This is a genomic window from Micrococcus sp. iso_239, assembly GCF_056173395.1.
In genome coordinates, this window is sequence record NZ_CM149672.1 from 762,021 (window position 1) to 773,374 (window position 11,354).

Sequence of the window (11,354 nt, forward strand, 5' to 3'; positions counted from 1 at the left end):
CCGCGTGCTCACCTTCCCCATGCCGACGGAGCCGCCGCGAGATCGTCGCAGCGCGGCGCCGACCTCCGCCTAACCGGCCGTGCGCGTCACCCGCCACGTCCGCCCCCTGCGGACAGCCGCCTAACGCGTCCGCCGACCCCTCTACCCTGAGACGATCGGGTCGCCCGACCGCGGCGGCCCAGAGGAGACCATGACTGAGAAGAACCAGCACACCCCCGGCCCCCAGGGCGCCCACGGCTCCGAGGACGAGATCCAGGCCGTGATCGACCGCATCCTGGCCGCCGATGACGCTCGCCGCGCCTCCGAGCGCGAGGCGACCGGGCGCGGCTCCGCGGACAGTGTGGTCGCGGACCACGAGGACGCCCCCGACGCCGGCACCCCGGACCGCTCCGGCGCGCTCGCGGGCCGTGCACTCGCCCTGGACGAGGGCGAGGACGGGCACACGGACGCCGACGGTGACCAGGACGAGCTCGCCGCGCGCCACTCCCTCAAGCGCGTGCAGGGTCTGTCCACCGAGCTCGAGGACATGACCGAGGTCGAGTACCGCCAGCTGCGCCTGGAGCGCGTGGTGCTGGCGGGCGTCTGGACCGAGGGCTCCGCGGAGGATGCGGAGAACTCCCTGCGGGAGCTCGCCGCGCTCGCCGAGACCGCGGGCTCGGAGGTGCTCGACGGCGTCATCCAGCGCCGCGCCACCCCGGACCCGGCCACGTTCCTCGGCAAGGGCAAGGCGCAGGAGCTCGCCGAGATCGTGGCGCTCTCCGGTGCGGACACCGTGGTGGTGGACTCCGAGCTCGCCCCGTCTCAGCGTCGCGCGCTGGAGGACGTGGTGCGGGTGAAGGTGATCGACCGGACCGCGCTGATCCTGGACATCTTCGCCCAGCACGCGAGCTCGCGTGAGGGCCGCGCCCAGGTCGAGCTCGCGCAGCTCGAGTACCTGCTGCCGCGCCTGCGCGGCTGGGGCGAGTCCATGTCCCGGCAGGCCGGCGGCCGTGCCGCCGCCGGCGAGGGCATCGGCTCCCGTGGACCCGGTGAGACCAAGATCGAGCTGGACCGCCGCCGCATCCGCACCCGCATGGCGAAGCTGCGCCGGGACATCGCCGGGATGAAGCCGGCCCGGGAGGCCAAGCGCGCCAACCGTCGTCGCAACCGGGTGCCGTCCGTGGCGATCGCCGGGTACACCAACGCCGGGAAGTCGTCCCTGCTCAACCGCCTCACCCACGCCGGGGTGCTCGTGGAGAACGCCCTGTTCGCCACGCTGGACCCCACCGTGCGCAAGGCCATGACGCCGGACGGCATCGGCTACACCCTCTCGGACACGGTCGGCTTCGTGCGGAACCTGCCCACGCAGCTGGTCGAGGCGTTCCGCTCCACCCTCGAGGAGGTCGCGGACGCGGACGTCATCCTGCACGTCGTGGACGGCTCGCACCCGGATCCCGAGGGCCAGATCGCCGCGGTGCGCTCCGTGTTCGCGGAGGTGGACGCGCACCGGATCCCCGAGATCATCGTGCTGAACAAGGCGGACGCCGCGGACCCGGCCGTCGTCGCCCGGATCCGGTCCAAGGAGCCCCACGCCGTGGTGGTCTCCGCGCGCACCGGCGAGGGCATCGACGAGCTCGAGCGCGCCATCGCGGCCACCATCCCGCGGCCGGACGTGCGGCTCGAACTGCTGATCCCGTTCACCCGGGGTGAGCTGGTCTCCCGCCTCCACTCGGCGGACGCGGAGATCCTGGCCGAGGGTTACGAGGAGGGCGGCACCCGCCTGTCCGTGCTGGTCCGTGAGGACATCGCGCCGGACTTCGCCGAGTTCGTCGTGGAGGCGGACGCGTCGTGAGCGAGGAGGAGCAGGAGGCCGGGGCGGGCGGCGCGCAGCCGCGCACGGAGCACGAGCGCGAGGCGCTGCGCCTGCTGGATGCCGCGGTCCAGGCCACCGGCGGCCAGCACCGCGCGGGACAGCGGGAGATGGTGCTGCAGGTGGCGCGCGCCCTCGAGTCGCGCCGCCACCTGCTCGTGCAGGCCGGCACCGGCACCGGCAAGTCCCTGGCCTACCTGATCCCCGCGATCCAGCACGCGATGACGCAGGAGGACCCCGTCGTCGTCGCCACGGCCACGCTCGCGCTGCAGGCCCAGATCATGAAGCGGGACGCCCCCCGGCTGGTCGAGGCGCTCAAGGACGAGCTGCCTCGCGAGCCCGTCGTCGCCCTGGTCAAGGGCCGCTCCAACTACCTGTGCCGGCACAAGGTGGACGGCGGCTACCCCGGGGACGAGGGCGAGGAGGCCCTCTTCACGGTCGCCGACGACGGCGGGATGATCGGCTCCGCCACGGACGGCGCCGCCGGGCCCTCCTCCCTGTTGGGCAAGGAGGTGATGTACCTGCGGGCGTGGGCGGACCAGACCGAGACCGGTGACCGCGACGACCTCGAGGTCCCCGTCACCGACCGCGCGTGGCGGCAGGTCTCCGTCTCCGCAGTCGACTGCCTCGGCGCGTCCCGCTGCCCCCAGGCCGAGGAGTGCTTCTCCGAGCGGGCCCGCGCGGACGCGGCGGACGCGGACGTCGTGGTCACCAACCACGCGATGCTCGCCATCAGCGCCTTCGAGGGGCTCGCGGTGCTGCCGGCGTACTCGGCCGTCGTCGTGGACGAGGCCCACGAGCTGCAGGACCGGGTGACCGGTGCGGTCACCGGGCAGCTGTCTGGGTCGATCGTGCACGGCGCCGCCACCTCGCTGCGCCGTCACACCACCGTGGCCGTGGAGGACCTGATCGAAGCCGGGGCGGCCCTGGACCGCGCGTTCACGGACACCCCGTCCGGCCTGATCGCCGCCGGCCCGGACGAGGTGCAGGAGCAGGCCCTCACCGGCGTCCTCACGGCCGCGCGCCAGTGCCTGTCCGACCTCGGCCAGGACAAGGACAAGGAGGCCGACGCCGACGGCGGACGGCAGATGGCGCGCTCGCGGATCCTCGAGGTCCTCGAGGTGGTGGAGCGCATGCTCGCCGCCCGGCCCGAGGCCGACTTCCCCGAGGTGCTGTGGGCCACCCGCCCCGGCCACTTCGAGCCCGGCGTGGGCTGGCAGCCGGGGGACGAGACCGACCCGCCCCAGCTCTACGTGGCCCCGCTCTCGGTGGCCGGCAAGCTGCGGGAGGGCCTGTTCGGCAAGGCGACGACGGTGCTCACCTCCGCCACGCTCACCGTGGGCTCGGGGGAGCGCCGGTTCGACTCGGTGGCCGGCGACGTGGGCCTGGCCGGTCCGGACGCCCCGAAGTTCGAGGCCCTCGACGTCGGCAGCCCCTTCGACTACCCGCGTCAGGGGGTGCTCTACGTGGCCCGGCACCTGCCCCGGCCCGGCAGGACGGCCTCGCCGGAGTCCCTGGATGAGCTCGAGGCGCTCCTGAGGGCGTCGCGGGGCGGGGCCCTCGGCCTGTTCTCCTCGCGCCGGGCGGCCGAGGACGCCGCCGCCGAGATGCGCCGTCGGCTCGGGCCGAAGACCACGATCCTGTGCCAGGGGGACGCGACCCTCTCCGCCCTCGTGCGCCAGTTCTCCGAGGAGCCGGACACGTCCCTGTTCGGGACCATGAGCCTGTGGCAGGGCGTGGACGTGCCGGGGAACTCGCTGCGGCTCGTGGTGATCGACCGCATCCCGTTCCCGCGGCCGGACGACCCGCTCTCCCAGGCCCGCACCCGGGACGTCGCCCGGCACGGCGGCAACGGGTTCATGCGGATCTCCGCCACGCATGCGGCCGTGCGCATGGCCCAGGGCGCCGGGCGCCTCGTGCGCTCCGTGACGGACCGCGGCGTGGTGGCCGTGCTGGACCCCCGCCTGGCCACCGAGCGGTACGGCGGCTACATCACGAGCGCCCTGCCGGACTTCTGGCGCACCACGGACCGCGACGTCGTCCGCGGGGTGCTGGCACGGCTCGCCTCGGGCGATTGACCTCGCTCGGCCTCGGGCCGTCGGCCCGGCCGGAGGGAGCGGGTCAGAGCGAACGCAGGACCGTGACGACCCGCCCCATCACGGTGGCGTGATCGCCGAGGATGGGCTCGTAGGCCGTGTTCTGGGGGAGGAGCCAGGTGTGCCCGTCGCGGCGGCGGAAGGTCTTCACGGTGGCCTCGTCGTCGAGGAGGGCCGCGACGATGTCGCCATTCTCCGCCGTGTCCTGCCGGCGCACCACCACCCAGTCGCCGTCGCAGATCGCGGCGTCCACCATCGAGTCGCCCGTGACGCGCAGCATGAACAGCTCGCCCTCGCCCGTGAGGCGTCGCGGGATCGCCATGACGTCCTCGACCTGCTGCTCAGCCAGGACCGGGCCGCCCGCCGCGATGCGGCCGACCCAGGGGACCGGCACGCTGTCCGCCTCGTCTGCGCCGGTGTGCCACGCGGGGATCGCGGAGACCCGCGACGACGGCGCAGCGGTGGGGGAGGCGGCCTCGCCCAGCGGGGTGCCGTCCACGTCGAGCAGCACCTCGAGGGCACGCGGGCGTCCGGGGTCGCGCCGGATGTAGCCGTGCCGCTCGAGACGGCCCAGCTGGTGCGTGACGGAGGAGAGCGAGGCCAGGCCCGCGGCGTCGCCGATCTCGCGCATGGAGGGCGGGTAGCCGTGGTCGGCGATCGCGTCCCGGATGGTCTGCACGATCCGCCGCTGGCGGTCGGTGAGCGGCGCGCGCGCCGCCGGCTGATCGTCGGTGGTGCTCATGGCTGCCGTCCGTTCTCCCGGGGTGATGGTGGCCGGACTCGTGTTCCGGCGTCCGGCTGCCGTCCGGACGCTTACCGTGTCCGCCCCCGCTGGTTGCCTGTGTCTTGGCGGTCCCGGGGCGTTCCGGGGCGTCCGTGCATGGCCTCGAGCCTAGAGGAGAGCCGCCTCTCCTTCAAAGATATGTTCGATCTCGTCGTGGCATGTCTCGAACACCTGTGCTAGAAAGGCATTCGAACGGATTCGAACACATGTTCGATCACCTGGAGGGCATCCGCCCCGGAGGAGGACACCATGACGCTCACCACCGCCCAGTTCGCCGGCTCGCCCGCGACGGCGCGGCCGCGTCCGGCCACCATCCGTCTGACCCGCCGCGGCCGCCTCGTGCTGCGGGGGATCCCCGTGATCGCCGCGGCCGTGGCCGCCACGCTGGCGGCCGCCTTCTTCCTGGGTGTGCTGCTGTCGCCCGCCGCGGTGTCCGCGGACACCGCGGGGCCCGCCACCCAGTCCGTCACGGTCATGCCCGGGGACAGCCTGTGGACCATCGCCACCACGGTGGCTCCGGAGGCGGACGTCTACGAGGTGATCGCCACGATCGACGAGCTCAACGGGCTCGAGGGCCGGGCCCCCGCGCCGGGCGAGGAGCTGTTCGTCCCGGCCACGCGGTGACGCACGGCGGGCCTCGCCCTCCACGCTTCCTAGACTGGCGGCCATGACCGACCTCAGCTCTCTGCCCCTGCGTGAGAACCTCCGCGGCCTGAGCCCCTACGGCGCCCCCCAGCTGGACGTGCCGTACATGCTCAACACCAACGAGAACACGCATCCGGTGCCGGAGGAGGTCGCCACCGCCATCGCCGAGCGGGTCGCGGCCGTCGCCGGGGGGCTGAACCGCTACCCGGACCGCGAGTTCACGGGGCTGCGACGTGCGCTCGCCGGCTACCTCGGCCACGGCCTCACGGCGGACCACGTGTGGGCCGGAAACGGCTCCAACGAGATCCTGCAGCAGATCCTCCAGGCCTTCGGCGGCCCCGGGCGGACACTGCTGAGCTTCCTGCCCTCGTACTCCATGTACCCGCTGCTGGCCGGCGGCACGGACACCGTGTTCGTGGACGGCGGCCGTGCCGAAGACCACACCCTCAGCGCCGAGCACGCGGCGGCCATGGTGCGGGAGCACCGTCCGCACGTCGTCTTCCTGGCCTCGCCCAACAACCCGACGGGCACCGCCCTGGACCTGGCGACCATCGAGGCCGTGTACGCCGCGCAGGCGCAGAACGAGGCCGCCGGCGGGCCCGGCGCCATGGTCGTCGTGGACGAGGCCTACGCGGAGTTCGCCCTCGCCGGCACCCGCTCCGCCCTCACCCTCCTGCCCGGCCGTGAGCGGCTGATCGTCACGCGCACCATGTCCAAGGCGTTCGCCCTGGCCGGCGCGCGCCTGGGCTACCTGGCCGCGGACCCCGCCGTCGCCGACGCCCTGCGCCTGGTGCGCCTGCCGTACCACCTCTCCGCGGTCACGCAGGCCACGGCGGAGGCCGCCCTCGATCACGTGGACGCGCTGCTGCGCACCGTGGAGGACATCAAGGCCCAGCGCGACCGCATCGTCTCCACCCTGCGCGGCCTGGGACTGAGGCCCTCGGTGTCCGACTCGAACTTCGTCTTCTTCGGTCACCTCGAGGACGCGTCCGACGTGTGGCGCCGCCTGCTCGACCGCGGCGTCCTCGTGCGGGACGTCGGCATCCCGCACCACCTGCGCGTCACCGCCGGCACCGAGGCGGAGACGACGGCGTTCCTCACCGCTCTCGCGGAGGTCCTCGGCGAGACCGGGGACCGGTCCTGAGGCGTCACCGGAGTCTCGGCGTCCGCCCGGCTCCCTAGGATAGGGACAGCGCGCGCGGCGCCCCGGCCCGCCGGCACCGGCCGCGCGCACCCGCATCCCCCCGCACCCGTCCCGGACCGGTGCGGACCCAGCCCGAGGAGGACCCGTGGCAGCCGAGTTGATCTCCGGACGCCGTGCGCGCATGACGCGCACCACGAGCGAGTCGGACGTGTACGTCGAGATGGATCTGGACGGCACCGGCCGCGCTGAGATCTCCACCACCGTGCCGTTCTACGACCACATGCTCACCGCGCTGTCCCGGCACTCCCAGATCGACCTGACGGTCCGTGCCACCGGGGACACGCACATCGACGTGCACCACACGGTCGAGGACGTCGCCATCACCCTGGGCGAGGTGCTCAAGACCGCGCTCGGGGACAAGTCCGGCATCCGCCGCTTCGGCGAGGCGTCCGTGCCGCTGGACGAGGCGCTGGCGCGCGCCGTCGTCGACGTCTCCGGCCGGCCGTACCTCGTGCACGAGGGCGAGCCCGAGGGCCAGCAGTACCACCTCATCGGCGGGCACTTCACCGGTTCCATGACCCGCCATGTGTTCGAGTCGATCACGTACCACGCGGCGATCTGCCTCCACATGGACGTCGTGCGAGGCCGGGATCCGCACCACATCGTCGAGGCGCAGTTCAAGGCCTTCGCCCGCGCCCTGCGCGCCGCCGTCGAGGACGACCCCCGCATGACCGGCGTGCCCTCCACCAAGGGCGCCCTCTGATGGCCCGCCCCACCACCGTCCCCGGCGTGCGGCCGCGCGTCGCCGTCCTGGACTACGGCTCGGGCAACGTGCACTCGGCGCTGCGTGCCGTGGAGCGGGCCGGCGCGGAGGTCGAGCTCACGCGCGATCCGCAGGCCGTGCAGGAGGCCGACGGGCTGCTCGTGCCCGGCGTCGGGGCGTACGCGTCCGTGATGCGGGCACTGACCGAGGTCGGCGGCACCCGCTGGATCGGCCGCCGCGTGGCCGGGGGCCGACCCGTCCTCGGCATCTGCGTGGGCCACCAGATCCTCTTCGACGCCGGCGTCGAGCACGGCGAGCGCACCGCAGGCATGGGGGAGTGGCCGGGTGTCGTCGCCGAGCTGCCCGCCGAGGTCCTGCCCCACATGGGCTGGAACACCGTCCGGCCGCCCGAGGGCAGCGCCCTCTTCGCGGGCATCGAGGACGAGCGGTTCTACTTCGTCCACTCCTACGGCGTGCTCGAATGGGAGTTCGACCAGACGATCTCCGCCATGCGTCCGCCCCAGGTCACCTGGGCGCACCACGGCGCGGACTTCATCGCCGCCGTGGAGAACGGCCCCCTGTCGGCCACGCAGTTCCACCCCGAGAAGTCCGGGGACGCCGGGCTGCAGCTGCTGCGCAACTGGCTGGAGACCCTCTGATGCCCTACTGGTCCGTCCTCTACCTCGCCCTCGGCGGGCTGCTGCTCGGCGCCGCCTGGTCCATGCGCACGCAGAAGGCGCCGCTGTGGGCCATCGTGATCGTCCTCGTGCTGGCCGGCATGGCCATCGCCGCCTCCTTCCTGACCGTCGGCGCCTGACCGCGCCGGCCGCCCCACCCGAGAGGAACCCCATGACCCCGAACGCCCCCGCCCTCGAGCTGCTGCCCGCCGTCGACGTCCAGGACGGCCAGGCCGTCCGCCTCGTCCAGGGCGAGGCCGGCAGCGCCACCTCGTACGGCGACCCGGTCACCGCCGCCCTGGACTGGCAGCGCGCCGGCGCGGAGTGGATCCACCTCGTGGACCTGGACGCGGCCTTCGGTCGCGGTGACAACCGCGAGGTCATGCGCCGTGTGGTGGAGGAGATCGGCGTGAAGATCGAGCTGTCCGGCGGCATCCGCGACGACGCCTCGCTCGAGAACGCCCTCGAGATGGGTGCGGCGCGCGTGAACCTGGGCACCGCCGCCCTCGAGGACCCGGACTGGACCGCGCGCGTCATCGAGCGCTTCGGCGACCGGGTGGCCGTGGGCCTCGACGTGCGCGGCACCACGCTCGCCGCCCGCGGCTGGACCAAGGAGGGCGGCGACCTCTGGGAGGTGCTCGCCCGCCTCGAGGATGCCGGCTGCGCCCGCTACGTGGTCACCGACGTCACGAAGGACGGCACGCTCAAGGGGCCGAACACGGAGCTGCTCGCCCAGGTCTGCGCGAAGACCGCGAAGCCGGTCGTCGCCTCGGGCGGCATCTCCTCCCTCGAGGACGTTGCCGCGCTCGCGGCCATGACCGGCCAGGGCGTCGAGGGCGCGATCATGGGCAAGGCGCTGTACGCCGGCCGCTTCAGCCTGGAGCAGGCGCTGGCCGTCGCCGGCGGCGCCACGGTGGAGCAGGCGCGCTCCGAGCAGCCCGGCCCGGTCGCCCCGTGACGGGCTCGCACGACGACGGCGGCCTGGCCCGCGACGACGGGCTCGGTCCGATCGACGAGACGGTCGCGGTGCCGCATCCGGCGGCCCGGGAGCTGCCGGGGCACATCCGGGCCGCACTCGACCGCATGCGGGAGAAGACCGCGGGCGAGAACACCGCGGACACCGCGGGCGTCCCGTGGCAGGGCCGTGACCTCTCCGGCCCCGGCGTGGACGGCTCCGCGAACCCGTTGCACGTGTTCGACGAGGACGACGGCACCAGCCCGGCCGAGTGGACCGCCGTCATGTCGGCCCTGACGGACGGCTCCGCCGGTGAGCGGGAGGTGACGGAGGTGCTCGCGCGCATCCGCGTGTTCGCCGCCGTCGTGCCCACCCTCGCCGGGGACGAGGACGACGTCCACGACCACGCCGACCACACCGGTCACGAGCACGACGTCGCGGCGCACGGGGACAAGGCCGCGGACGTGGCCCTCGTGACCATGCGCGCGCCGGACGGCCGGCAGGCGCTGCCGGTGTTCACGAACGTGCCCGCGCTGACGGCGTGGAACCCGGTCGCCCGACCCGTGGCCGTGTGGCTGCCGCGTGCCTGCCTGTCCGCCGTGGACGAGGGCTGTGAGCTCGTCGTCATCGACGCCGGCGCCGAGCACACGTACGTGGTGCGACGCCCGGCCGTGTGGTCGCTCGCCCAGCAGAGGGAGTGGACCCCCGCCTATCGGGACCAGGAGATCGCGGACGAGATCGCCGAGGTCGCCGACCTGGTCCCGAACCTGCTCAACCTGGGCCTCGCACCCGGGTCGGGGGTGGCCACGCACACGGGCTCCGGCGCGGTGATGAACGGAGGCGGGGCCGGGCCCGAGCTGCAGATCGTCGCGATGCCCACCCGGGACGCCGACGCGGCCGGGGTGCGCCTGATGACGGCCACGCTCAAGACCCTCCTGGCAGACCTGCCGCTGCTGGCCGAGCGGGCCGACTCCGTGGAGATCACGGTCCGCCGACCCTGATCGGTCGCCCGGCCTGTCCGGTACCGTTGAGGGGGAGGGGAGGGCCCGTGGTGGCCCCACCCCATCCTGGAGGCCGTGCGCCGCGCGCCGGCCCCATGCCTCCCATCCTCCGAGGAGTACCCATGAGAACCAGAACCTTGACCGGCGTCGCCACCGCGGCGCTGGGCGCGGTGGTGGTGGCCGGTGCCGGCCCCGCCCTCGCGCAGACCACGCTCACCCAGGGCTCGGCGATCACCGCGCCGGCCGGGGCGTGCAGTCTGACCATCGTCGACGACGCCACCGCCTACACCGCGGCCCACTGTGGTGCGGGCCAATGGCAGATCGGCTCGACCGTCCGCGACGTCGACGGCACCGCGATCGGCACCGTCTCGGCACTGCCCGGCGATTCGGGCGTGGACGCGGTCCGCGTGGCCCTGGCCGACGACGTCGACGTCGTGGGCGACTGGTCCACGCGGCCGGCCTCGTCCATCGGTGTGGGCGAGACCGTCTACACCCACGGCTCGTCCGTGCCGCTGGGCGCGCCGAACACCGTGTCCCACACGCAGACCTTCGAGGCCGCCACGGTCTGCGACGACGCGTACGCGGATCAGGTTGCCCTCGACACCGCCTCGACCTACGCCGGCGACTCGGGCGGGGCCGTCTATGACGCCCAGCAGCGGGTGGTCGGGGTCATCTCGGGCATCGCCCCGGTGACCTTCGACGCCGAGGGCAACGTGGTGGGCTGCGACGCCCAGGCGATGTCCTCGATCATGGTCCCGGTCGAGTCCCTCGACGCGCTGGACGCCTCCGCGGCGCCCGCCGCCGAGACCGCCGCGGCCGCGGAGACCGCTCCGGCCGCCGAGACCGCCCCGGCGATCGCCGACGTCGCGGGCCCCGTGGCCGACGAGGACCTGCCCACCGGCGGCGAGCCCGCCGTGGACGAGTCCGAGCTGACCGAGTTCACGCCGGCTGAGGAGGAGGCCATCGCGGCCGAGCTCAAGGCCCGCGCCGAGGCCGCCGCGGAGGAGGAGGCCGCCGAGGCGGCCCCCGCTGCTGAGGCCCCGGTCGCCGAGGCCGCTGCGCCGGGCGTGACCGACGTCGTGGCCGCGCCCGCCGAGGGTGTCGCCTACGGCACCCAGGTGGTCGCGCAGACGGATCAGGGCGGCTTCGCCTCCGTCACCGTCACGGCCTACGACGCCGACGGCACGGTCCTCGGCCAGGACGGCCTGGACCTCACCGGCGAGTACCGCGCCTGGCTGCCCGTGCCGGCCGAGGTGCCCGCGGGCGGCTCCGTGGTGGTGACCGTGGTCGACGCGGCCGGTGCCGCCACGGACGCCACCGTGACCCTGGGCGGTCAGCTGGTCGGCTGATCGATTCCGCCCCGAACGACACGACGGGGCCCGGTGATCCCGCACGGATCACCGGGCCTCGTCATGTCCCGGGGCCGGGGCGACCCCGGCC

The 11,354-nt window shown here is 74.1% G+C and carries 11 protein-coding genes; 10 read left to right on the top strand and 1 reads right to left on the bottom strand.

What is annotated here, in order from left to right:
* Positions 1–190: 190 nt before the first annotated feature.
* Both hflX and AC0VX2_RS03550 read left to right on the top strand, forming a co-directional pair.
* A complete protein-coding gene (gene hflX / locus AC0VX2_RS03545) occupies positions 191–1,831 on the top strand; it encodes a GTPase HflX (RefSeq protein WP_036314004.1) in 1,641 nt (546 codons plus the stop codon).
* A complete protein-coding gene (locus AC0VX2_RS03550; protein WP_036314002.1) occupies positions 1,828–3,927 on the top strand; it encodes an ATP-dependent DNA helicase in 2,100 nt (699 codons plus the stop codon). The genes hflX and AC0VX2_RS03550 overlap by 4 nt, the downstream gene beginning before the upstream one ends.
* Positions 3,928–3,970: 43 nt before the next feature.
* Here AC0VX2_RS03550 and lexA read toward each other — a convergent pair whose 3' ends face one another.
* Positions 3,971–4,687, bottom strand: coding sequence for a transcriptional repressor LexA (gene lexA, locus AC0VX2_RS03555; protein ID WP_020628152.1), 717 nt, complete (start codon positions 4,685–4,687; stop codon positions 3,971–3,973).
* A 291-nt stretch (positions 4,688–4,978) separates the two neighbouring features.
* On the opposite strand from lexA, the gene AC0VX2_RS03560 reads away from it, so the two are divergent.
* The 8 genes from AC0VX2_RS03560 (at position 4,979) to AC0VX2_RS03595 (ending at position 11,263) form a co-directional block, all read left to right on the top strand.
* Complete coding sequence (locus AC0VX2_RS03560) at positions 4,979–5,353, top strand: LysM peptidoglycan-binding domain-containing protein (RefSeq protein WP_020628151.1); 375 nt, start codon at positions 4,979–4,981, stop codon at positions 5,351–5,353.
* Between the two features lie 43 nt (positions 5,354–5,396).
* Positions 5,397–6,518: a histidinol-phosphate transaminase gene (locus tag AC0VX2_RS03565; RefSeq protein WP_020628150.1), complete on the top strand. Its 1,122-nt coding sequence runs from the start codon at positions 5,397–5,399 to the stop codon at positions 6,516–6,518.
* Positions 6,519–6,699: 181 nt separating this feature from the next.
* Positions 6,700–7,281 carry an imidazoleglycerol-phosphate dehydratase HisB gene (gene hisB / locus AC0VX2_RS03570; protein WP_152743305.1) on the top strand — a complete coding sequence of 194 codons (582 nt, stop codon included), beginning with the start codon at positions 6,700–6,702 and terminating at the stop codon, positions 7,279–7,281.
* Entirely contained in the window at positions 7,281–7,940 is a 660-nt protein-coding gene (gene hisH / locus AC0VX2_RS03575) for an imidazole glycerol phosphate synthase subunit HisH (RefSeq protein ID WP_004167703.1), read from the top strand. The genes hisB and hisH overlap by 1 nt, the downstream gene beginning before the upstream one ends.
* Complete coding sequence (locus AC0VX2_RS03580) at positions 7,940–8,098, top strand: hypothetical protein (RefSeq protein WP_004167696.1); 159 nt, start codon at positions 7,940–7,942, stop codon at positions 8,096–8,098. The genes hisH and AC0VX2_RS03580 overlap by 1 nt, the downstream gene beginning before the upstream one ends.
* A gap of 32 nt (positions 8,099–8,130) precedes the next feature.
* A complete protein-coding gene (gene priA / locus AC0VX2_RS03585; protein ID WP_020628149.1) occupies positions 8,131–8,916 on the top strand; it encodes a bifunctional 1-(5-phosphoribosyl)-5-((5-phosphoribosylamino)methylideneamino)imidazole-4-carboxamide isomerase/phosphoribosylanthranilate isomerase PriA in 786 nt (261 codons plus the stop codon).
* Positions 8,913–9,914: an SseB family protein gene (locus AC0VX2_RS03590; protein ID WP_078025993.1), complete on the top strand. Its 1,002-nt coding sequence runs from the start codon at positions 8,913–8,915 to the stop codon at positions 9,912–9,914. Before priA ends, AC0VX2_RS03590 begins: the two co-directional genes overlap by 4 nt.
* A gap of 122 nt (positions 9,915–10,036) precedes the next feature.
* Positions 10,037–11,263, top strand: a complete 1,227-nt coding sequence (locus AC0VX2_RS03595; RefSeq protein ID WP_223247523.1) for a trypsin-like serine protease — start codon at positions 10,037–10,039, stop codon at positions 11,261–11,263.
* The last annotated feature ends 91 nt before the right edge of the window (positions 11,264–11,354 follow it).

Bases quoted from the DNA above. Each gene is read 5' to 3' on its own strand.
- hflX (WP_036314004.1), top strand. From the start codon at position 191: ATGACTGAGAAGAACCAGCACACCCCCGGCCCCCAGGGCGCCCACGGC.
- lexA (WP_020628152.1), bottom strand. From the start codon at position 4,687: ATGAGCACCACCGACGATCAGCCGGCGGCGCGCGCGCCGCTCACCGAC.
- AC0VX2_RS03560 (WP_020628151.1), top strand. From the start codon at position 4,979: ATGACGCTCACCACCGCCCAGTTCGCCGGCTCGCCCGCGACGGCGCGG.
- AC0VX2_RS03565 (WP_020628150.1), top strand. From the start codon at position 5,397: ATGACCGACCTCAGCTCTCTGCCCCTGCGTGAGAACCTCCGCGGCCTG.
- hisB (WP_152743305.1), top strand. From the start codon at position 6,700: ATGACGCGCACCACGAGCGAGTCGGACGTGTACGTCGAGATGGATCTG.
- hisH (WP_004167703.1), top strand. From the start codon at position 7,281: ATGGCCCGCCCCACCACCGTCCCCGGCGTGCGGCCGCGCGTCGCCGTC.
- AC0VX2_RS03580 (WP_004167696.1), top strand. From the start codon at position 7,940: ATGCCCTACTGGTCCGTCCTCTACCTCGCCCTCGGCGGGCTGCTGCTC.
- priA (WP_020628149.1), top strand. From the start codon at position 8,131: ATGACCCCGAACGCCCCCGCCCTCGAGCTGCTGCCCGCCGTCGACGTC.
- AC0VX2_RS03595 (WP_223247523.1), top strand. From the start codon at position 10,037: ATGAGAACCAGAACCTTGACCGGCGTCGCCACCGCGGCGCTGGGCGCG.